A 23,169-nucleotide genomic window follows, 5' to 3' on the forward strand; every position below is an offset into this window, starting at 1 on the left:
CCCTAGAGCTGCAAGCCGTTCTTGATGGTGCTGCGCGCGACCAGCATGCGATGGATTTCGGAGGTGCCGTCATAGATGCGGGTAACTCGGGCATCGCGATACATGCGCTCCAGCGGCAGGTCCTTGCTGAAGCCCATGCCGCCGAACACCTGGATGGCGCGGTCGACCACGCGACCCTGCATCTCGGAGGCCGCGACCTTGATCATCGAGACCTTGTCGCGCGCGTCCCGCCCCTGATCGATGTCCCAGGCAGCGTTCATCACCATCATCTTGACGCCGAAGATCTCGGTGGCGGAATCGGCGATCAGCTTCTGCACCATCTGGAAATCGCCGATGAGCTGGCCGAACTGGCGCCGCTCGCCGGCATGCTTGCGCATCATCTCCAGCGCACGCTGCGCCATGCCGACGGCGCGGGCGCCGATATGGGCAAGGCGGATCTGGAGCACGCTCTGCATGATCAGTTTGAAGCCGCCGCCGACCTCGCCGAGCACGGCCGCCTTGGGAATGCGGCAGTCCTCAAAACTCAGCTCGGCATGGCCATAGCCGCGATGGCCCATCATCGGCTGGGTGCGCGCGACCTTGAAGCCGGGTGTGCCGCGATCGACCAGGAACAGCGTGATGCCGCCCCGCGCCCGCTTGTCCTTGTCAGTGAGCGCCATGAGGATCACGTAGTCGGCGATGTCGCCGTCGCTGATGAAATGCTTGGTGCCGTTCAGCACCCATTCCTCGCCGTCGAGATGCGCGGTGGTGCTGATCGAGGCGGCGTCGGAGCCGGCGCCCGGCTCGGTGATCGCCATGGCGCAGATCTTGTCGCCCTTCACGGTCGGCCGCAGATAGCACTCGACCTGGTCGCCCTTGCAGGCCATCAGCATCGGATAGACTTGGCCGAACACACGGCGGATCAGCGCGTCCGAGGTCTTGCCGAACTCTTCCTCGACGAGGCAATGCTCGACGCAGGACAACCCGCCGCCGCCGACATCCGCGGGCATGTTCATCGCGTAGAGGCCGAGTTTTTGCGCCTTGGCCTTGGTAACGGCCAGCACGTCGGCCGGCACCGTGGCCGTCCGCTCCACGACGTCTTCGAGCGGCTGCACCTCGGTTTCAACGAAACGGCGGACGGTGTCGACCAGAAGGCGGGTATCGTCAGGCAGCGAAAAATCGATCATCGCGCCACTCCGATGGCCTTGCCGGCGATCATCGCGTCGATCTCAGCGGCACCATAGCCGATCTCGCCGAGCACCTCCCGGGTCTGAGCACCGAGCCGCTGCGGCACCAGCCGCACCTCAGGCGTCTGGCCATCATAGCGCGCGGGATGGGCGACCATCCGGATCGGCACGCCGCCTGCACTCTCGGCCGTCTTGAACACGCCGAGATGGTTGAGCTGGGGATCGGATACGAGATCGCGATAGTCCTGCACCGGCGCGTGCCAGATCTTCGCGGCTTCGAGCGAGGGCAACCAATCCGCCGTCGATTTCTGCTTCAGCCTGATAGCAACGATCCGCGTGATCTCCTCACGCTTGGAAAAGCTGTCAGCCTCGCCGAACTGCTCCAACTCCGCACTGTCGAGCGCGACCGCCAGCGCCTTGGGCGCAGCCATCGAGATCGCCATATGACCGTCCGCCGTGGCGTGAACGCCGTAAGGCCCGGGGCTGAACCAGGCGGCAATACCGGCAGGCCCGCGCGGCGTCGGCGATGGAGCGCCGTTCAGCCATGCCGTCAACGGCTCGACCTGAAGATCGATCGCGGCCTGATAGAGGTTCACTTCGACCAGCCGTCCCTTCCCGGTCTTGGTCCGGGCGAATAATGCAGCGAGAATGCTCATGGCATAGAGCGAGGCCGCGTGCTGATCGACGATGACCGCGCCGACCGCCGTCGGCTCGCCATCGGCGCGTCCGGTCCGCATCGCAAGGCCGGACATCGCCTGGAGAAGCAGATCCTGCCCGGGGCGATCCTTGTACGGTCCTTCCGATCCGAAGCCGGTTGCGACCGCATAGATCAGGCCGGGGTTGATCGCCTTCAGCGTGTCGTAGCCGAGGCCGAGCTTGGCCATGGTGCCCGGCCGAAAATTCTCCATCACGACATCGGACGCCGCCACCAGCTTGTTCACGGCGGCAATACCGTCGGGATGCTTGAGATCAACCGCGATGCTGCGCTTGTTGCGGCCGGTCGCCAGATGATTGACGCTGTCGCCGGCGACGAAATGGTTGGCGACCGCCCAGTTGCGCTGAAACGCGCCCTCGATCGGCTCGACCGCAATGACGTCGGCGCCGAGATCGGCGAGCGTCTGCGCAGCCAGCGGGCCTGCGAGGTAATGATTGAAGCTGAGGACCTTGACACCGTCGAGCAGATTCATCCGTTCACACCCAATTTAGGCAGCCGCGTTTGGCGCACCGCGCCATGCCAAATCGAAACTCCTGACCAGCGCGCGCGCGGCCGCGTCCTGCGCAGCCGGCAGCGGCAGCCGCGGCGGACGGGGGTTGCCGACCGCAAAGCCCATATGGCCGAGCAGCGCCTTGCTACCGGCGACATAGGCCTGGCCTCCGACGAATTCGATCACCGGCAGATATTTCAGATAGAGCTCGCGCGCCTCTTTGATCTTCCCCTCGTCGGCAACGAGGCTGAAGATGCGTGCCATCTGCGCCGGCACCACATTGGAGGCGACCGCCACCCAGCCCTGCGCGCCCTCGACAAAGGATTCGAAGCCGAGAATGCCGCCGAACACGGTCATTCTGTCGCCGCAGAGGCGGATGATGTCGCGCACGCGCGTCACCTCCAGCGTCGACTCCTTGATATAGAGGCAGTTGTCGATCCCGGCGATGCGCGCCACCAGCGGCGGCGTGAGATCGACATTGGCGGTCGCCGGGTTGTTGTAGACCATGATCGGCAGCGAGATCGCATCCGCCACCGTCTTGTAGTGATGGACGAGCTCGTCGTCGGTGGGGGTCGAGTAGAACGGCGGGATGATCATCACGCCGTCAGCGCCCAGTTTTTCAGCACGGCGGCTGAGGCGCACCACTTCCCGCGTATCCTCCGCACCGGTGCCGATCAGCACCGGCACGCGCCCGGCCGCCTGGCGGATGACGACCTCGGCAACCAGCGCCTTCTCGTCATCATCGAGCGAGAGGAACTCGCCGGTCGATCCGAGCGGGATCAGCCCGTGAATGCCTTCCGCGATCTGCCAGTCCACGAACGCGCGCAGCGCCGCGACATCGACGTCGCCGGACGGCGTGAACGGGGTGATCATGACGGTATAGGTGCCGCGAAACATCTTCATCAGGGAGCTGCCGGGTCATCGTGTAAATTCAGGGCATGGCGGCCACCTGCGGAATATCCGCAGCATTTATGCAAACGATTGCGAAACTGGCTCTGCATTGGGCACCACCATCCATTTTTTGAGCTTGATCCGCGTGGAATTAGCTCATAGATTTTTGCAATCGTTTGCAGTCTATCGGCAGGTTTGATGAGCGTCACGCTCAAAGATGTGGCACAGGCGGCCCGCGTTTCGATCAGCACTGCCTCCCGTGCGCTGACCGGAACGGGCCTGACCAGCGAGCGCACGCAGCAGCGCCTGACGCGCATCGCGCGCGAGCTCGGCTACCGACCGAACCCGATCGCGCGCGGCCTGAAGACTGGACAGTCGCGCCTCGTCGCGCTTCTCGTCCACAACCTCACCAACGCCTCGTTCCAGGTGATGGCCGAGGTGATACAGGCACGCCTGAAAGCACTCGGCTATCAGATGCTTCTGTGCATCGGCGGCGACGATCCCGAGCAGGAGAGCGATACGCTCACCACGCTGGTCGATCACCGCATCGACGGGCTGATCGTGGTGCCGACAGGCAAGAACGGCCCGCAGCTCAAGGCGCTGGCGAAGGATGTCCCGATCGTCTGCCTGGTGCGGCGCGATGACGCAACTGATCTCGAGACCGTGCTCGCCGACGATCCGCAAGGCGCCTATCTCGGCACGCGGCATTTGATCGAGCTTGGGCACAAGCGCATCGGCCTGATCGTCGGCCGTCAGGACACGACGTCCGGCCGCGAACGCTTGTCCGGCTATGTCCGCGCGTTGCGCGAGGCCGGTATCGCCAAGGATGACACATTGATCCATGCCGGCCATTTCGTGCCCGAGACCGGCGCGACTTGCGCCCGCAAGCTACTCGACCTCCCCCGCCCGCCCAGCGCGATCTTCGTCGCCAACCATGAGGCGACGCTCGGCGTGCTCCGTGTCACCGCGGAGCGGAACATCGCGATCCCCGACGATCTCTCGCTGCTTTGTTACGAGGACATGCCCTGGTTCGAATGGCATCGCCCGGCCATCAGCATCGTCGATAACGGCGCGCGCGATCTCGCCAATCTCGCGGTCGACCGGCTGCTGCAGCGCATGGATGCGAAAGGCAACGGCCATGACGGCGTCCGCGAATATCGCGTCGGTGCGCGTCTCATAAAGCGCGACTCCTGCCGTCCGATCGAATCCGCAAGCAAGCCCAAGTCTTCCAAATCCAAATCATCTGCGGCTAAGTCCGCGAAGGTCTGATCGATGCCCTATGTCGAGGTGCTCGCCCCACAAGTCCCGAACCAGCGCAAGGCTGCGCTGGCGAGGTCGGTGACTGACGGTCTGATGTCGGCGTTCGGCGTCACCGCCGATACCGTCACGCTCTATTTTCTGCCGGTTGCACCGGACGATTACGCCCATGCCGGCACGTTCGGCGCTCAGGTCACCGGCCAGCGAATCCTGCTCAAAGTGCACGCGTTCCGCCGCAGCGAGGCCGAGCGCCGCGCCGCCGCCATCGCGCTGACCCGCGGTGTGTGCAGCGCCTATGGCGTGCCCGGTGATGACGTCGCCGTCTATTTCCTCGACCGCGACCGCAGCGAGGTCTCCCACGATTCCAAGCTCGCCAGCGACTGACGGGAGCACGCCATGGACCGCTTTTACACAGAGGATCAGAAGGCTCTCCGCGATACCGCCCGCCGCTTCGCGGAGGCCGAGATCCTGCCGCGCGCGGCCGCGATCGACCGCGAGGACCGCTTTGATCGCTCGCTCTACAAAGGCATGGCCGATCTCGGCCTTTTCGGCATCTGCCTGCGCGAAGGCGCTGGAGGCGCCGGGCTCGATGCGGTCGCGGCGTGCATCGCGATGGAGGAGCTGGCGCGCTGCTCCGGCGCGGTCGCCAATGCCTTCGCCATTCCGGTCGAGGCGGTGCTGTTCTTCGACCATCACGGCACCGATGCGCACAAGGCGCTGATCCCAAAAATTCTCAGCGGCAACATCATTCCCGCCACTGCCGTCTCCGAGCCCGACCACGGCTCCGACGTCGCGGGCATCCGCACCAGCGCGGTGCGCGAGGGCAATGGCTGGCGGCTCAACGGCACCAAGGCCTGGGTGACACTCGGCGGCGTTGCTGACCGCATCATGGTGTTCGCGCGCACCGGCGCGGATGCCGGCCACCGCTCCATCTCGTGCCTGCTGGTCGAGGGTGCCCTGCCCGGCATCGCCCGCGGCAAGAACGAAGAGCTGCTCGGCATGCACGGCCTCGACGACTGCCAGATCACCTTCTCTGATGTCCAGTTGCCGGCCGACAGCGTGATGGGACCGGAGAACCAAGCCTTCAAGATGGCGATGAGCAATTTTAACTTCAGCCGGCTGATGATGGCTTCGATGGCGCTCGGCATGGCGCAGGCCGCGTTCGAGGACGCCACCGCCTACGCAAAAGACCGCAAGCAGTTCGGCCAGGCCATCATCGGCTTCCAGGCCGTGCAATTCATGCTCGCGGACATGTCGACCGATATCGCCGCTGCGCGCCTGCTGATCCACCACGCCGCGCGCCTGCACGATGCCAGCGAGCCGATCGCCAAGGAGGCGGCGCAGGCAAAGCTGTTCACAACCGACATGGCGATGAAGCATGTCTCCAACGCGCTCCAGATCCACGGCGGCAACGGCTATTCGCGCGAATACCGCATCGAGCGGCTGTTCCGCGACGTGCGCCTTGCCCAGATCTACGAGGGCACCAACCAGATCCAGCGGCTGATCATCGCTCGCCAGGTCGAGAAGGAGGCCGCGTGAGGGCATGCTGAGCATCATCACGGCGAAAGAGGCTGCCGGCCTGATCCGCGACACCGATACGCTGATCGTCGGCGGCAATGGCGGCACGGGCGCGGCCGAAGCGATTCTCGACGCGCTGGAACAGCGCTTCCTCGGCGGCCACGGGCCGCACGGGCTGACGCTGATTAACATCACCGGCGTCGGCGCCGTGACAGAGAAGGGCCTGTGCCATCTCGCCCATGAAGGCCTGATCGCGCGCGTGATCGCTGGCAATTTTGGTCTCCAGGTGCCGTTCATGCGCCTGGTTCGCGACGAGCTGATCGACGCCTACAACTTTCCGCAGGGCGTCATGAGCCAGCTCTGCCGCGCCATGGCGGCGAAGCATCCGGGCGTGCTCACCCATGTCGGCCTCAACACCTACATGGATCCGCGCCAGGACGGCGGCCGCATGAACAAGCGCACCACTGCGCCGCTGGTCGACCTGCTCGAGTTGCACGGCCAGTCATGGTTGCTCTACCGCGTCCCTGCCCCGCCCGACGTTGCCATCATCCGCGGCACCTCCGCCGACGAAGACGGCTATATCAGCATGGAGCACGAGGGCACCACGCGCGAAGACCTCTCGATCGCGCAGGCCGTGCACAATGCCGGCGGCACCGTGATATGTCAGGTCAAGCGCATCGTGAAGCGCGGCTCGATCCATCCGCAGATGGTCAAGATCCCCGGCTTCCTGATCGACCACGTCGTGCTCGAACCCGACCAGATGCAGACTTACGGCACCATCTACGATCCGGCGCGTTGCGGCGAGACGCGCGTGCCGGTGGCACTGATCGCGCCCGATCCTCTGACCGAGCGTCGCGTGATCGCCCGCCGCGCCGCTTTCGAGCTGCGCCCGCGCGACGTCGTCAATCTCGGCGTCGGCATCTCCGCGATGATCCCCAATGTCGCGGCCGAGGAAGGCATCTCTGACCTGATCACGCTGACGGTGGAGTCCGGCGTGGTCGGCGGCGTGCCCGGGCATGCCCGCGAGTTCGGCACAGCGATCAATCCGCGCGTCATTCTCGACCAGGCCTATCAGTTCGACTTCTACGATGGCGGCGGCCTCTCCTGCGCCTTCCTGTCCTTCGCGGAGGTAGACGAGACCGGCAACGTCAACGTCACCCGCTTCGGCGAACGCCGCGACGGCTCCGGCGGCTTCATCGACATCACCCAGAACGCCAAGCGGCTGATATTCAGCGGCACCATGACCGGCGGCAAGTTCGACATCGGCGTCGAGAACGGCCGCCTCGCGATCCGGCGCGACGGCGCCTTTCGCAAATTCGTGCCGCAAGTCGGCCAGATCAGTTTCAGCGCCTCACTCGCCGCGCAGCGCGGCCAGCACGTCAGCTACGTTACCGAGCGTGCCGTGTTCGAGCTGGAGAACGCCCACTTGACCTTGACCGAGGTCGCGCCGGGTGTGCGCCTCGAGGAGGACATCCTCGCGAACATGGGCTTCAAGCCACGCATCAGCCCGCAACTGAAGGATATGGACCCACGCATCTTCCGGTCCGGACCGATGGGGATCGCACAGGGTTTCAAGGCGCTGCCGGCGCGGCCGCGCAAGGTCGCCTGAGGGATCGGCATGGACACGAGCGCTCCCATCAATCTCCGTTACGAGGACATCGCGCTGGGCGCGGAGTTCGAGACTCCCGTTCACACCGTGACCGAGGCCGATATCGCGACCTTCGCCGACGTCACGCGCGATCATCATCCGCTTCATATCGACGGAAGCTACGCGCGCTCACGCGGCTTTCCCGCGGTGATCGGCCACGGGCTGTTCGGCCTGTCGCTGATGGAGGGATTGAAGTCCGAGCTGAAGCTGTATGAGGAGACCTCGGTCGCCTCGCTCGGCTGGGACCAAGTGAAGTTCAAAGGGCCGATCGTCGCCGGCGACACCTTGCGCGTCCGCTTGCGCTTCGTCGAGAAGCGGCCCACCAAAAATCCAGAGCGCGGCATCGTCGTCGAGATGCTCGACCTGCTCAACCAGCGCGACGAGGTCGTGACGGCGGCCCGCCACACCTCGCTGATCCTAACCAGGCAAGTCGATGCGCCGGCAGCCACGTGACCATGAACAGGACGTCGGACCGGAGACGGCTCAACTGCCACCACGATTTGACAGGAGTACTTTGATGCGATTTCCCAAAACCTTCTCCGCCTTCGTCCTGCTGGTCGGCCTCTCCCACGCAGCCAGCGCCGAGACCTGTACGCCAAAAGTGCCGGCATCGAGCCTGATCGAGGCGCCGAAATGGCAGATGTCGATCAACCCGACGCTGCCGCCACAGCAATTCGTCGACGACAAGGGCGAGTTGCAGGGTCTCAATGTCGAGCTCGCAAGGGAAATCGCCAAGCGCCTCTGCATCGAGGCTGTCTTCCTGCGCATGGACTTCCCGCCGATGATCCCGGCGCTGCGCTCGGGCCGCTTCGATGCCATCAACACCGGCCTGTTCTGGACCGAGGAGCGCTCGAAGATGCTCTACCTCGTGCCATACGCACAACAGGCGATCAGCATCTACACCGATCCCTCCTCCAGCCTGAAGCTGGAAAAGTTCGAGGATCTCGCCGGCCGCGTGGTGGGCGTGGAATCGGCGACCTACACCGAGCGCAAGGCGCGCGAGTTCAACGCCGCGATGGAGGCCAAGGGCCTGAAGCCGATCGAGTTGCGCACTTTCACCACGGTGACCGCCACCTCGGCGGCGCTGCGCGCCGGCCAGCTCGAGGCCGCGCTCAACATCAACGAAACCGCGAACTCGCTCGAGCAAAAGGGCATCGCAAAGATCTGGGTCCGCGACATCGCCGGCACCGACATCACGTTTGCTTTCCGCGACAAGCAGCTCGCACAGGCCTTCGCCGACGCCCTCACCGCGGCCCGCGCCGACGGCACCTATGACAAGCTGTTCGACAAGTTTGGCATGACCAAGCTGAAGACGACGACGTTCGCGATCAGGGGGGATGGGCCGACGAATTGACGAGCTTGCGCTACCTCATGGTCGCGGGGAACGCTGCCAACCCGCACCGCAGGCGGCCTCGATGCAACAAGCGCTGGCTAAGCGCGGGGCAGGGTCGTTTTCCGATTAGTCCATTGGGGGCATGAACAGAATTCGGCCACATGATGACCAACATGAACAACGGCCATGAACAAAGTTTGGCCGCCTGAGAACAAATTCGGACAACACGAAAATTCGGCCCGGGACTCAGGGAGTTACGTCCGGACAGGACGGGACAGCCCGTCGGAACAGATCGTGATCTTGGACGTGCAGGACACGGCACGATTGCCGAGGCAATCCGATGCCGACGATGGCGCGAACGGACCGTTGGAGCTGAGCGAGCCGCGTCCCTCCGGTCTTACCCCGGGTGGAAATGAGGAGCCGCAAGGAACTGGTTCTCCGGGCCGGCTTGCGGATAGAACGCCGAGGAGATCGGGCCAGAGGGGCCTCCTCGGAAGCCGGCTGCCGAGAATTGATCCATCAGCGCTGCAAGGCGGTCGATATGCCCCTGGGGCCAACCGATGGCGGTGCCAGCCGGCAACGACACGGCTCCACCACCAGACGGGCCCGCCGGAGGATCGGTCACCGTCATGGTCTGCGACCCCGATGTCGCGGTTTCGCCCGTAGTCGTGTTGCTTGCCGTCACCGTGAACGTAGCGACCGGATGGTCGGTGCCGGTATAGCTCGACGACAGCGTCAGCCCGGTGAGCGGCTGGCCTGTCGTGGAGGAGCCTTCGGTAATGGTCCAGGTGTAGGTTCCGTTGGATTGAAGGCTGCTCGTGACAGTATTTCCGGCAGGGGCTGTGATCGACTCGTAGCTGGGCAAACCGGTGATGCTCAGAGACAGTTGGTCGTCGGAGTCGACGGGCGTCGCGGTGATGCCCAACGCAACGGATCCTCCGGCCTGCACCGTCAGCGAATTGCTGCTGATGGTCAGTGGCGGACTCTCGGCCACCCCGTCTTGATCCACCGTCGGCGCGGCCGCCCCAGCGGCCGTCCCGAACACTTGAATGGGCGCCGCTGTCGCGGCGTTGTTCGGAGCGGTCAAGCCCAACGAAGCCGTGATCGTGCTCAGAAGATTGTAGTGATTGTAGGCGGTGCTGTAGTTTCCCGGGACCACGTTGGCGCCATACAAGAGTGTTGGAACTTGGTTGGAAGCAGCCTCGGAGGTCGAATCGTCATTTTCGTCCCAGGTCACGATCAGCAGCGAATTGTTGTTGACCGCCCACTGGGCATAGGCGCTGAGGTTCTGCTGAAGCCATGTATCGCCTTGCGCGATCGTCCCGTCGTGCATGTCGTTACTCACGCTGGGAATGACGTACGAGACGGTCGGCAGGCTCGAATAATTCCCGTTGGCAAAAAGCGCTGGAAAGCTGGTGAAATCCGTTTGAACCGTGCGGCCCTCGGGGAATGAAACCCAGGGGTCGTGGTTGAAGTCACTGCCAATTCCGCCCTCGTCCACATAGCCCGTGAACGAGAGACCCGCGTTGTGCAAGACCGTGTAAAGTGTTGGATCCGGAAGGCTGTAGGAGTTGTCATCGGTGGTGCCGAATGTCGAGCCGGCATAGAGGGCGAAATAGTCCGGCTGGCTTGGATGAGCCTCCGCCGTCATGTTGGTTAGCGATGCGCCGCCGGCCATGAGGCTGTTGATGTAAGGTGCTTGGCTATTGCCGGCGATCTGGTCATAGTTGTGGTTTTCTTCAACGACGACCACGATATGGCTGTACTTCGGTACACCGGTGCTGGTGGTAGTCTGGTTGACCTGGAGGGTGCCGGTCGGATTGTAGTTGGTGGCGCCCGACAGATTGGCGGCGTTGCCGGCGCCGTCGCTGATGAGCGCGCCGTTGAGGTTGAGCGCCGAGATGGCGAGATCGGACGTGGTCTGGCCCGCCGCCACCGTGTAGCTGAAGGTGAGTGCGGTGCCACCCGAGCTGCTGGTGTAGCTCGCCGTGCCGCCATCGTTGAGGGTGAGCGTCGGCGTGCCGCCGGTGGTGTTGACCGTGACGGCCTCGCTCGTATTGACTGTCAGGGTGACGACCTGGCCGGTGCTCACGCTGCCGGTGCCGTTGGTGATGCCGGTGCCGGTCGCGACGATCGAGGCAATCGTCGGCGCCGTCGTATCAATCTGAAGCGTGCCGGCCGGATTGGAGTTGGTGGCCCCTGTCAGATTGGCAGCAATGCCGTTGCCACCGGTGATGGTTGCGCCGTTGAGGTTCAGCGCGGAGACGATGAGATCGGCCGTGTTCTGGCCCGCCGCCACCGTGTAGCTGAAGGTGAGCGCTGTGCTGCCCGAGCCGCCGGTGTAGCTCGCCGTGCCGCCGTCGTTGAGGGCGAGCCTCGGGGTGCCTCCCGCGGTATTGACCGTCACGGCCGCACTGAAGTTGACCGTCAGCGTGACCACCTTGCCGGCATTAAGATCGCCTGCGCCGTTGGTAATGCCGGTGCCGGAGGTCGCGATCGAGGCAACCGTCGTCGCCGTCGGGTTGACTTGCAGGGTGCCGGCGGGGTTGTAGTTGGCCGCACCGGCCAGGTTGGCCGCATTGCCGGCTCCGTCGCTGACGACGGCGCCGTTGAGATTGAACGATGAGATGGCGAGATCGGACGTAGTCTGGCCCGCCGCCACCGTGTATCTGAACGTGAGTGCGGTGCTTCCAGAACCGCTGATGAAGGTCGCTGTACCGCCATCGTTGAGGGCGAGCGTTGGTGCGCCGCCGGTGGTGTTGACCGTGACGGCCTCGCTCGTATTGACTGTCAGGGTGACGACCTGGCCGGTGCTCACACTGCCGGTGCCGTTGGTGATGCCGGTGCCGGTCGCGACGATCGAGGCAATCGTCGGCGCCGTCGTATCAATCTGAAGCGTGCCGGCCGGATTGGAGTTGGTGGCCCCTGTCAGATTGGCAGCAATGCCGTTGCCACCGGTGATGGTTGCGCCGTTGAGGTTCAGCGCGGAGACGATGAGATCGGCGGTGTTCTGGCCTGCGGCCACCGTGTAGCTGAAGGTGAGTGCAGTGCCACCCGAGCCGCCGGTGTAGCTAGCCGTGCCGCCATCGTTGAGAGCGAGCGTCGGCGTGCCGCCGGTGGTGTTGACCGTCACGGCCGCACTGAAGTTGACCGTCAGGGTGACTACCTTGCCGGCGTTGAGATCGCCGGCACCGCTGGCGATTCCGGTGCCCGAGGCCACGATCGAGGCAACCGTCGTCGCCGTCGGGTTGACTTGCAGGGTGCCGGCGGGATTGTAGTTGGTGGCGCCCGACAGGTTGGCGGCGTTGCCGCCGCCGTCGGTGATCGCCGCGCCGTTGAGGTTGAACGACGAGATAGCGAGATCGGCCGTAGTCTGCCCCGCCGCCACCGTGTAGCGGAAGGTGAGCGCGGTGCTGCCCGAGCCGCTGATGTAGCTTGCGGTGCCGCCATCGTTGAGAACGAGCGTCGGCGTCCCGCCGGTGGTGTTGACCGTCACCGCCTCGCTGAGATTGACCGTCAGGGTGACAACCGCACCCGTGCTCACATTTCCGCTGCCGTTGGTGATACCGGTGCCGGACGCCGCGATCGAGGCAATCGTCGGCACCGTCGTGTCGATCTGCAGGGTGCCGGCGGGATTATAGTTGGTCGCGCCCGCCAGGTTGGCGGCGTTGCCGCTGCCACCGGTGATGGCCGCGCCGTTGAGGTTCAGCGCGGAGACGATGAGATCGGCAGTGTTCTGGCCTGCCGCCACCGTATAACTGAAGGTGAGCGCGGTGCCGCCCGAGCCGCCGGTGTAGCTTGCCGTGCCGCCATCGTTGAGGGCCAGCGTCGGTGCGCCGCCGGTGGTGTTGACGGTCACGGCCGCGCTGAAGTTGACCGTCAGCGTGACCACCTTGCCGGCATTGAGATCGCCGGCACCGCTGGTGATGCCGGTACCCGAGGCCACAATCGAAGAGACCGTCGGTGCCGTTGCCGCGGTTCCCTGGACGGCGATCTGAGCGACCACCGTCTGCCACCAGCCGTTGGCCACGTATTCGTTCGAGATCCAGAACCCGCTTGGGTTGTTTGGATCGGCTATTGCGGTCGAATAGGTCCCCCAACGCTGGTCGTTCAGACTTCCGGAATCGAGATACGTGCTGCTCGCCTGGTAAAGCGTCGGCCCGCTGAAAGCGGAAGCGCTGGCGCCGAGCACCATATAATAGTCGGAAGGATACATGTTCGGCCCGGAGGCCGAGAAATTGATGAGCACGTCGCCGTTCTTGTCGACCGCAATCGAAGGGTCAAACACGGCGACACCCGTGCCGATGGACGCGCCGGAAATGACGTTCCCGATGACATATTGCGGATTCGTGGGGTCGGTGACATCGAGCTTGAACCACTCGATTTGCGCGAGCGATCCTGCGCTCGGCATGGCTTCGCTCACGCCGTAGACGTAATTGTGTCCTCCGGAGGAGGTGTAGGCAAGGCTCTGGATGCGCCCGTCGTTGATGTCGAGCCTCTTGGTCGTGCCCAACTGCGCGGCGGTGAAGTTGCTTCCGCCCCCTCCCACATCGGCGTCGCCGAGGAAGATCGTCTGGGTCCCGCTGAAGCCATGCGTCGGATCGTACGTCTGATATGTGAGCGCGGTCTGCCTGGCGGTCGAATGGGCGCTCAAATAGTAGGTCACCCCGTTGTCGCCGGCGACGTTGCGCATGATGCTGGCGGTCCCTGGCACGCTAGCGCTGGCGTCAGGCGTGATCGCGCGGTTACCAGCAGCTATGATGCTGCTTTCGTTGACGACGAATTCGCCGTTGTTGTAGCCGCCTCCCGCGTCCAAAAATTCGGGCGTGGAGATGTAGATTTTGCCGTTGCTGACCGACAGATAGGGCATGTCCGACTGGGTCGTGGCGCCGTTGGACGTATCGATCGAAGCCAAATACCAGCCGTCGCTCGGATTGCTGTCCACCGACACGGCGACGTCGACATTGGTAGCGAAATTCCCGCCTCCTGGTTGAAAATTATCGGCGATGACCACATAGCGCCCGGTCGAACTGTCATAGACGGCGCGCGCGTCGAGAAGGGCGTTGTCAAGCGTGCCGCCAAGCGCCGAGAACAAGCTATACAATGATCCGTTGGATACGATTGGATTGCCGCTAAGGTCGGTTATCGCGTAGTGAGTGGTCTCGGCGGTGAAAATGTAATTCGGCCCTACGGCTAACGCATTTTGCGGTGGATTGTTGGTCGGATCGGACAATCCCGAAAATGACCGAGTGACCGAGGCGAACGCCCTCGCCGGCGTCGACGAATAGAAGTTGAGTGCCGTCACGCCCGCGCTGGCGCCGATCGCCGCAGCGCCATAAAGGCTTTCGATCGTGGCAAGCAGGGAATAGGGGTCAGCCGGCGAGTCGTTGACGGCCCCGGCCGGGACGCTTCCGCCGGCGACGATCGCCGCAACGTGATTGGGGTAGGTCACCGCTGGATTGGTGTTGTTTTCGTCGAAGGTGACGATCAGCAGCGAGTTGTTGGCCTGCGCCCAGGCCGCGTAGGCGGAGAGATTGGCCTGGACCCAGGCGTCGCCCGCCGGAATCCCGCCGCCGTTGTCGCTCGTCGGCGTCATGTTGTCGGCGTCGTTGGGCGAAACATAGGAGACGGTCGGAAGGTTGGTAAAGCCGGCCGCGGTCTGAGGAAAGGCGCTGAAATCGTGAGCAGTGTTGGCCGAATTGGCGAAGTGGCTCCAAGGTTGGCGTTCGGGATCCGCATTGGTTTCGGCGTAACCGCCGAAGGTGTAACCGCTGGCGGCGAGCGTGCTCGCCAGCGTCGGAACGCTGGCCGGAAACTGGGGAAAGCTGCCGTTGTTGGTGATGCCCTGCGTCGAGCCGGAAAACAGGGCAATGTAATTGGGCTGGCTCGGATGAGTCACACCGTTGTAGTTGGTGAACAACATCCCCTGAGCGATCAGCGAGTTCAGGTAAGGCGCCTGGGAACTACCTACGATGTCGGCGTAGTTCTCGTTTTCCAGGGACAGGACGACGATGTGGCTAGGTCTGGCGGCGGTGGTCGGGTTGACCTGCAGGGTGCCGGTCGGATTGTAGTTGGTGGCGCCCGACAGGTTGGTGGCGTTGCCAGCTCCGTCGTTGATCACGGCGCCGTTGAGGTTGAGCGCCGAGATGGCGAGATCGGATGTGGTCTGGCCTGCCGCGACCGTGTAGCTGAAGGTGAGCGTGGTGCTGCCTGTGCCGCCCGTGTAGGTCGCCGTCCCGCCATCGTTGAGCGCGAGCGTCGGCGTGCCGCCGGTGGTGTTGACCGTGACGGCCTCGCTCGTATTGACTGTCAAGGTGACGACCTGGCCGGTGCTCACACTGCCGGTGCCGTTGGTGATGCCGGTGCCGGTCGCGACGATCGAGGCAATCGTCGGCGCCGTCGTGTCGATCTGCAGGGTGCCGGCCGGATTGTAGTTGGTGGCCCCCGACAAATTGGCGGCGTTGCCGCTGCCATCGGTGATGGCCGCGCCATTGAGGTTGAGCGACGAGATGATGAGGTCGGCGGTGTTCTGGCCTGCCGCCACCGTATAGCTGAAGGTGAGTGCAGTGCCGCCCGAGCCGCCGGTGTAGGTCGCCGTGCCGCCATCGTTGAGAGTCAGCGCCGGCGCGCCGCCGGTGGTGTTGACCGTCACAGCCGCACTGAAATTGACCGTCAGCGTGACCACCTGGCCGGCGTTGAGATCGCCGCTGCCATTGGTGATCCCGGTCCCGGAAGCCGCGATCGAGGCAATCGATGGCACCGTCAAGTTAACCTGCAGCGTGCCGGTCGGATTGTAGTTGGTGGCGCCCGACAGATTGGCGGCGTTGCCGGCGCCGTCGCTGATGACCGCGCCATTGAGGTTGAGGGCCGAGATGGCGAGATCGGACGTGGTCTGGCCGGCCGCCACCGTGTAGCTGAAGGTGAGCGCGGTGCTGCCCGTGCCACCGGTGTAGCTTGCCGTTCCGCCATCATTGAGGGTCAGCGTCGGCGCGCCGCCGGTGGTGTTGACAGTCACGGCTTCGCTGAGATTGACCGTCAACGTGACGACCTGGCCGGTGCTCACACTGCCGCTGCCGTTGGTGATGCCGGTACCGGTCGCGGTGATCGAGGCAATCGTCGGCACCGTCGTGTCGATTTGAAGCGTTCCGGCCGGATTGTAGTTGGTGGCCCCCGCCAAATTGGCGGCGTTGCCGCTGCCATCGGCGATGGTCCCGCCGTTGAGGTTGAACGACGAGATGACGAGATCGGCGGTGTTCTGGCCTGCCGCCACCGTGTAGCTGAAGGTGAGCGCCGTGCCACCCGAGCCGCTGGTATAGCTCGCCGTGCCGCCATCGTTGAGGGTCAGCGTGGGCGTGCCGCCGGTGGTGTTGACCGTGACGGCCGCACTAAAGGTCACCGTCAGCGTGACCACCTTGCCGCCATTGAGATCGCCGCTGCCGCTGATGATGCCGGACCCGGAAGCCGCGATCGAAGAAATGGCCGGACCTGGCGTCGAGCTCTGGATGCCGATCCGGGCGACCGACGTCTGCCACCAGCCGCTGGCGACATATTCATTCGAGATCCAGAACGAGTTCGGATTGTTGGGATCGACGGTGGCCGATGAATTGGCACCCCAGGGCTGCACGCTGTTTCCATCGCCCGAGTTGAAGAAACTGGTGCTCGCCTGATACAGAACCGGCGCGCTGAACGAGCCCACGGGATCGCTGCCGCCCTGGAAGACATAGTAGTCCGCCGGATACATGTTCGGGCCGCTGGCGGTGAAGTTGATGATGACATCGCCCGAAGCGTCCACCGCGATGGATGGATTGAACGTCGCCACACTGGTGCCGATTGCAGCGCCGGAGATATCGCCCTGCGCCACGAGGGCCGGAGCACTGGGATTGCTGACGTCGATCTTGAACCAGTGGACCAGCGGCACGCTCGAGCCGACCGGCTTGATCTCGGCCACGCCATAGAGGAAGCCGTTGGCATAGACCATGTTGGCAACGCGGTTATCGCCGGCATCGAGCAGGAGGCTCGTCCCCTGCTGCTGGGCAGTGTAGCTGCCGCCCTGGTCGATATTGCCGAGGGCGACGGTGCTGGTGGTGCTGAATGTGTTGGTGGTCTTGTCGTAGGTCTGCAGGGCAACGACGACCTGGCCTCCGCTGGAGAAGTCGCTCGCGTAGTAGGTCTTGCCATTGTTGCCGGCTGCAACGGCGAAGATGTCCTGCGTCGACGGCATGACTTCGCTTGCGGTCACGCTCAACGTGCCGCCGCCATAGATGCCGCCGCCCGCACCGGCCGTATCGCCGATCACCCAGTTTTCCGTGCCGGCGTAACCGGACACGTTGATGTTGTACTGTGCTGCCGAGATGTAGACGTTCGAACCGTCGACCGCCAACGTCGGGCGATCAGAGTCGGTCGACTGACCGTTGATCGTGATGGTCGTATTGAGCTGCGAGAAGGTCCAGCCGTCGTTCGGATTGGAATCCTTGGAGACCGCAATATCGATGCTGGTGGTGGTGCCGTCCGGCGCCAGGTATTCCATCATCGCGACGAAGCGCTGATTAACGCTGTCGTAGACGACGCGCTGATCGAAAAGGCCGCCGGTCGGCGATAGCGGCGAGAAGAAACTGTAGATCGACTGCACGGTTGGCGATCCGCCAGTCAGGTTCGTCCATTCGATCTGCGACCCGTCGATCATTACGACGTAGTTCGACCCGACGGCAAAACCGTTGTGCGGCGGATAAGTGCTGGTGGTCGATGGCCCGGAAAACGATGTCTGGATGGTCGAGGAATAGCTCACCTTAATGCTCCCTCTGTCCGAGTCGCCACATCTTGGAACATTCGCGTTGCCGCGGAACATTTAGCCGGGCCGCGGTACGATTTACTGAAATTCGCAAGTCAACGTTTGGCGGGGCTTCGCAATCCAGTCTTCCTCCCCCGATGCGCCAACGCGCATGCCGGACCCACAGATAGATGATCTCTGTCCGCCTTCGGCGCTAACGCTGCCGCCGGCGGCCGGTTCGATATTGCACGACGTTTAGTAGGAATTTGTAGCAGGACGACGGACTATTCCGTCGACCCAAAGGGGGTACTCCGCCATCGGATCCGCGTGTTGGCCGCACTTTCGTTGCGTTACCGGCGACGCCGGCGACCGCGAGACACTGTGACGCAAGCGACATTCGCCTCTATTCGACCGTCACCGATTTGGCGAGATTGCGCGGCTGGTCCACATCGGTGCCCATGATCACGGCCGTATGATAGGCGAGCAGCTGGATTGGAACGGCGTAGACGATCGGCGCGAAGGTCGGCACCATCTCCGGCAGCAATATCGTGGCTTCGGGCTCGATGGCCGCCTCCGCCGCTCCCCTGGCATCCGTCATCAGAATGACCCTGCCCCCGCGCGCGGCGACCTCTTGCATGTTCGACACGGTCTTTTCGAACACACTGTCGAAGGGCGCGATGACCACGACAGGCATGTTCTCATCGATCAGTGCAATCGGGCCATGTTTCAGTTCGCCTGCGGCATAGCCTTCGGCGTGAATGTAGGAGATCTCTTTCAGCTTCAGCGCACCTTCGAGCGCCAGCGGATAGCTGGTGCCGCGGCCAAGATAAAGCACGTCCCGCGTTTTCGCGATGGTGCGAGCCAGCTTCTCGATCTGCGGTTCGCAGGCAAGAGCTGCCGCCATCAAACGCGGCACTTCGATCAGCTCTCTGACCAGCCCCCTCTCCTCGCTCGCGGAGATCTCGCCGCGCGCTGCACCCGCTGCGACCGCGAAGGCGGCGAGCGCCGTCAGTTGACACGTGAAGGCCTTGGTGGAAGCAACGCCGATTTCCGGACCAGCCAACGTCGGCAGCACTATTTCGCTCTCACGCGCAATGGTGGACGTCGGCACGTTCACGATGGAGACGGTGTGCGCCCCCTTGTCCCTGGCATGGCGAAGCGCTGCCAGCGTGTCGGCGGTTTCGCCCGATTGCGAGATGAAGATCGCGAGGTCGCCCTTGCGGATTGGCGCTTCGCGATAGCGGAACTCGGAGGCAATATCGACATCAACCGGGATATGAGCCAGCCGTTCGATCCAATACTTCGCGATGGCGCCAGCATAGCTCGCGGTGCCGCAGGCCGTAATCGTCGCGCGCCTCACATCGCTGAAGTGGAACGGCAGCTTGATCGGCAACGCCGCCCGCTCGGCGCTCATATCGACATAATGGGCGAGCGTGCGGCCGACCACGTCCGGCTGCTCGCAAATTTCCTTGGCCATGAAATGGCGATAGTTGGCCTTGTCGGCGACGAACGACGCCCCACCCGTTTTCAGCACCTCGCGGGCAACGACCGCACCATTCGCGTCCCGGATCACCCCTTGCTCGCGCGACAGCACCACGCAGTCACCGTCCTCGAGGTAGCTGATGCCATCGGCAAAGGGAGCGAGCGCGATCGCATCGGAACCGAGATAGGTCTCGCCGTTGCCATACCCCACCGCCAGAGGCGACCCCCTGCGTGCTCCGATCAGAAGATCGCGATATCCGTTGAAAAGGAACACCAACGCAAAGGCGCCACGCAGCTGCGGCAACGACGCCCACACGGCTTCCTGAGGCGAATAGCCCATCAGCAGGTACGAATGAACGAGATGTACGACGACTTCCGTATCCGTGTCGCTCGCGAAGGTGGCGCCCTTCTCTTCCAGAGCCTGGCGCAGTTTCCGGAAATTCTCGATGATGCCATTGTGCACCACGGCGACGCGCTCGGTCGCATGTGGATGGGCATTGTGTTCGGTCGGCTTGCCGTGCGTGGCCCAGCGCGTGTGACCGATTCCGGCGTCACCGCCCAATGGCTCGGCAAGCAGCCGCGCCTCCAGGTTCCTGAGCTTGCCTTCGGCTCGGCGGCGTTCGAGACGACCGTCATCGAGAGTTGCCACGCCCGTCGAGTCATACCCGCGATATTCGAGCCGCCGGAGTGAATCGACCAATCGCTCCGAGACCGCGGTTCGCCCTAGAATGCCGATGATTCCGCACACGGTCAGATCTCCCAGCTCGCCGACAATCGAGACAACGCACGCGCAGGTGATCACGACCAATACACTGCTAATGCACAATTGAGGTTGTCGAATCGGGGGAGCGCCCGCAGCAACCGCGGGTTACTCCGTCGGAGTTTCGTTCCCAACGCAGCACCTGAACGATTCAATCATTGTCGCCCGAAACGCATGCGCGAACGCCAGAGGGCGGATCAATCAGCCGGACTATCTACCGGCGCCGCGCTGTCGATGCTGGGAGATCGCGGCCCCGGCGGGGGGCTAATTCGCAGGGGAGCCGGGGCCGCTGAACACGCCGCAGTGGGCAGAGACGGCGCAACCTGACCTTAGTCCGCAAGAAGCAGCTGTCCATGTCAACCAAGAGAGTCCGGGGAGACAGTGAGGTACCCAACAATGATCATGGACGTGAAACGGCACCTTGTCGTAGGTCCATCCCGGGACACCACTGCTACATCAGGTCCGGTTCGACCTCAGGGATGCAACCGTTTTACGGAAGCGCCAATGCCTCGCTATTTCTTTCATGTTCACGATGGTGGCTCAGTGCCCGACGATCTCGGCATGAACTTGCCGGATATCGACGCCGCGAGGTCGGCGGCCATTGAGTTGAGCTGTGAGATCCTCAGCAGCGAGCTCATTGGGCCATTCCAGGATCATCCGTCCTGGCGGATTGAGGTGAGCAACAGCCCAGAACTGACCAGCCTGCCCCTGTTCACACTTCACTTCTCGGTCACGCAATAGCCGGCAGCAACCACCAGCCGGTTCGCCAGGGTGCCCGCGATCAGGCTCAGCGGGCCTGCACTCGCCGCGGAGCGACCGCCCAGGCAAGGTGGATCTTCAATGTCCGTGGCTTACTCGGATTCCGGTGGCTTGACTGGAGTGCCCCAATCACTCTGCGAAAAGGCCAAGGCCGCGAGCGCAGTCCTGTTGCTGATTTCGAGCTTCTGGAAGATGTGGTGAAGATGGACCTTGATCGTACCGTCAGCAATGTTCAGGCGGCGTCCGATCTCCTTGTTCGACAGTCCTTCCGAAACCAGGCGAATGATCTGGCGCTCTCGATCCGTCAGCACAGCCAGAGCATTGTCCGAATTCGCCACCTGAGCCGCGGGCACAATCTGATCTGTCGAGGATGGCGGCAGGATCCTTATGCCACTCGCGATTTGCCGCAAAGACTGCGCCAGCGCTTGCGCCGAGGCCTCTTTCAGAATGACGCTGCAACCACCGAACCCGTCGGTCAAGACGAGATCACGAGCTTCGGCAGGGATATAGAGCACCAGGCGCGTGCGGCTGCCTGCATTGGCGCCAAGGGAATTCTTCACCGCGGCCAGATCGGGCATTGTTGGATCGAGAAGCGCGATATCGGGCGCCAAAGTTTGAATGGCCTCGATGCAGCTCGTGGCATCGCTGCATGTCGCAACAATGTCGAAGTCGCCTTCCGCGCCGAGCACCGTGCGGAGACCCAGCAACAGCATCGGATGCCGATCTGCGACCACTATGCTCGTACGACTCATTGGGCGCTCCATAATTGGTCGCTCCCCGACGTCAACACCTCGCCCCAAGTGTCGCCGTTCATCTCGATATGAATAGGATTATCACACCTGCAACAATTCAAAAAATCTCGACCTCACGATGCAGTACGCTTAGATCAATCTACAAATTAACGCGCGCGCACTTAGTTCCATGATTCGCACGCAATAGCTTACGGTAGACTTACAATCGCCGCACCGAATTGCATCCCCGCAAGATTGCGGTGACCGATCGCCGCGCTGAGAGACGGCCACGAACACGCGCCCTGACGATCATTCGGAAGCCCGGCGGCTTAGTCTATCCTTGATCGATCACTATTGATACATCTCCTAGAAGTTGTGCAACCCTACGATGGCCTCTCAGTCGCCGCGCGCCTTCGCAAGGCTCGCAATGTGCGGAAATATATCCTCCCTGGCTCATCCGAAGATTGCGTTAATTGCGCTGCGAGAGCCCCGTAGTTTCCCGAGCCGCACCTATAACCAAGGATATATATGGTAATCGGCAATTCGCATCTAACCTTCACAAAAGTTTAACAAATTTGGAGGGCCCCAAACTACCGTCGATGACGAAGGCGGAATAGCGCGCGAAAGCGGTACGCCGAACGGACAAGAAAAGCGATCAACTGAACGACCTGCTGCAACAGCAGGTCGGAGAGACCGGCGTTAATTGTTCAACTCCTAAATTTTTCATTGCACTCGTATCATTGCGTATGTCGCGGAGGGTAAAATGCGGAGGCGGCAATCTTGTGAAATCGTTCTTATTGGAAAAAGCATTCTGGTTAGAGAGGGAATTTCGCGGATACTACATGCGGCGAATTTCCGGATAATGCTATCAGCTTTGAGTGCGGATGAATTGCCAAACGCACTCCAGACACAGCAATTGCTGTTTCTCATCATCCACAACGACGACAGTTTCGATGTCGCACTGGATCAGATGCGTTGCGTCAAAGGGCGTTGCCCTGGCGCCCGGATAGCGATCGTCTCCGACCACTATCGTCAGGACGAACTCGTCGTGGCGTATCGGGCCGGCGCCAGCGGCTATTTCGTCAACGTCAATTCTTGTGATGCATTCGTCAAATCCATCGAACTCGTGACGATGGGAGAGACGGTCTTTCCACCAGCATTTCTGGAATTCGCCCTTGACGGCAATCATGAACGCGAAGCTGCGCCAACCGTCGACGAGGTGCACGACGTCCTGACCGCAGCGCAGGCACCACTTGCGCCGCATCTTTCTCCCCGCGAGAAGGCAATCCTGTCGTGTTTGATCGAGGGCAATTCCAACAAGTGCATCGCCCGAAAGATCGACATCGCAGAGGCGACCGTGAAGGTCCACGTCAAGGCGATCCTGCGCAAGATCCGGGTCCAGAACCGGACACAAGCGGCGATCTGGGGAATGAACAACAGCCCCCTGGTGCACGCCGCAAATGGCAACGCCCTGCCCTCGATGATGTCCCAGCCCGCAGGCCTGATCGCCTTGCGAACCGATCTGCAACCATGCGAGCCGGAATTCCGGCGCCGATGAAATCGGCTAACAAGGATTAGTCCGCGCTGCCACCTCGTCGCAAACGGCGCACTCGCCAAGCGATAACGGACTAATCCCACGGCAGGCAAATCGT

14 protein-coding genes are annotated in these 23,169 nt (G+C 62.9%); 8 read left to right on the forward strand and 6 right to left on the reverse strand.

Features of this window, described 5'->3' with window-relative positions:
* Positions 1-2: 2 nt before the first annotated feature.
* Genes V1280_RS13405 through dapA form a run of 3 tightly spaced genes read right to left on the reverse strand, consistent with a single transcriptional unit; the run spans position 3 to position 3,277 of the window.
* A complete protein-coding gene (locus V1280_RS13405) occupies positions 3-1,166 on the reverse strand; it encodes an acyl-CoA dehydrogenase family protein (protein ID WP_334524273.1) in 1,164 nt (387 codons plus the stop codon).
* Positions 1,163-2,353, reverse strand: coding sequence for a CaiB/BaiF CoA transferase family protein (locus V1280_RS13410; RefSeq protein WP_334524276.1), 1,191 nt, complete (start codon positions 2,351-2,353; stop codon positions 1,163-1,165). Before V1280_RS13410 ends, V1280_RS13405 begins: the two co-directional genes overlap by 4 nt.
* Before the next feature lie 15 nt (positions 2,354-2,368).
* The gene (dapA, locus tag V1280_RS13415; protein ID WP_334538292.1) at positions 2,369-3,277 is read right to left on the reverse strand and encodes a 4-hydroxy-tetrahydrodipicolinate synthase; all 909 of its coding nucleotides are present in this window, start codon (positions 3,275-3,277) and stop codon (positions 2,369-2,371) included.
* 183 nt (positions 3,278-3,460) lie between these two features.
* Between dapA and V1280_RS13420 the strand changes: the two genes are divergently transcribed.
* The 6 genes from V1280_RS13420 to V1280_RS13445 all read left to right on the forward strand — a co-directional run bounded on the left by V1280_RS13420 (position 3,461) and on the right by V1280_RS13445 (position 9,039).
* A complete protein-coding gene (locus V1280_RS13420; protein WP_334524279.1) occupies positions 3,461-4,531 on the forward strand; it encodes a LacI family DNA-binding transcriptional regulator in 1,071 nt (356 codons plus the stop codon).
* 3 nt (positions 4,532-4,534) lie between these two features.
* Positions 4,535-4,903: a tautomerase family protein gene (locus tag V1280_RS13425; RefSeq protein WP_334524281.1), complete on the forward strand. Its 369-nt coding sequence runs from the start codon at positions 4,535-4,537 to the stop codon at positions 4,901-4,903.
* Positions 4,904-4,915: 12 nt separating this feature from the next.
* Complete coding sequence (locus tag V1280_RS13430; RefSeq protein ID WP_334524285.1) at positions 4,916-6,058, forward strand: acyl-CoA dehydrogenase family protein; 1,143 nt, start codon at positions 4,916-4,918, stop codon at positions 6,056-6,058.
* A gap of 4 nt (positions 6,059-6,062) precedes the next feature.
* On the forward strand, positions 6,063-7,646 hold the full coding sequence (locus V1280_RS13435; protein ID WP_334524288.1) for an acyl CoA:acetate/3-ketoacid CoA transferase: 1,584 nt from the start codon (positions 6,063-6,065) through the stop codon (positions 7,644-7,646).
* Between the two features lie 9 nt (positions 7,647-7,655).
* Positions 7,656-8,138: a MaoC family dehydratase gene (locus V1280_RS13440; protein ID WP_334524291.1), complete on the forward strand. Its 483-nt coding sequence runs from the start codon at positions 7,656-7,658 to the stop codon at positions 8,136-8,138.
* Between the two features lie 64 nt (positions 8,139-8,202).
* Positions 8,203-9,039: an ABC transporter substrate-binding protein gene (locus V1280_RS13445; RefSeq protein ID WP_334524294.1), complete on the forward strand. Its 837-nt coding sequence runs from the start codon at positions 8,203-8,205 to the stop codon at positions 9,037-9,039.
* Positions 9,040-9,415: 376 nt separating this feature from the next.
* Here the strand turns inward: V1280_RS13445 and V1280_RS13450 are convergent, their stop codons facing one another.
* The gene (locus tag V1280_RS13450; RefSeq protein WP_334524297.1) at positions 9,416-17,803 is read right to left on the reverse strand and encodes a beta strand repeat-containing protein; all 8,388 of its coding nucleotides are present in this window, start codon (positions 17,801-17,803) and stop codon (positions 9,416-9,418) included.
* A gap of 385 nt (positions 17,804-18,188) precedes the next feature.
* Positions 18,189-20,015, reverse strand: a complete 1,827-nt coding sequence (gene glmS / locus V1280_RS13455; RefSeq protein WP_334524299.1) for a glutamine--fructose-6-phosphate transaminase (isomerizing) — start codon at positions 20,013-20,015, stop codon at positions 18,189-18,191.
* A gap of 516 nt (positions 20,016-20,531) precedes the next feature.
* On the opposite strand from glmS, the gene V1280_RS13460 reads away from it, so the two are divergent.
* Complete coding sequence (locus V1280_RS13460; protein WP_334524301.1) at positions 20,532-20,768, forward strand: DUF6894 family protein; 237 nt, start codon at positions 20,532-20,534, stop codon at positions 20,766-20,768.
* Between the two features lie 110 nt (positions 20,769-20,878).
* Here the strand turns inward: V1280_RS13460 and V1280_RS13465 are convergent, their stop codons facing one another.
* Complete coding sequence (locus V1280_RS13465; RefSeq protein WP_334524304.1) at positions 20,879-21,499, reverse strand: response regulator transcription factor; 621 nt, start codon at positions 21,497-21,499, stop codon at positions 20,879-20,881.
* 934 nt (positions 21,500-22,433) lie between these two features.
* Between V1280_RS13465 and V1280_RS13470 the strand changes: the two genes are divergently transcribed.
* The gene (locus V1280_RS13470; RefSeq protein WP_334524307.1) at positions 22,434-23,075 is read left to right on the forward strand and encodes a response regulator transcription factor; all 642 of its coding nucleotides are present in this window, start codon (positions 22,434-22,436) and stop codon (positions 23,073-23,075) included.
* Positions 23,076-23,169 lie beyond the last annotated feature (94 nt).

This window comes from Bradyrhizobium sp. AZCC 2230, from assembly GCF_036924495.1.
Classification (GTDB): domain Bacteria; phylum Pseudomonadota; class Alphaproteobacteria; order Rhizobiales; family Xanthobacteraceae; genus Bradyrhizobium; species Bradyrhizobium rifense.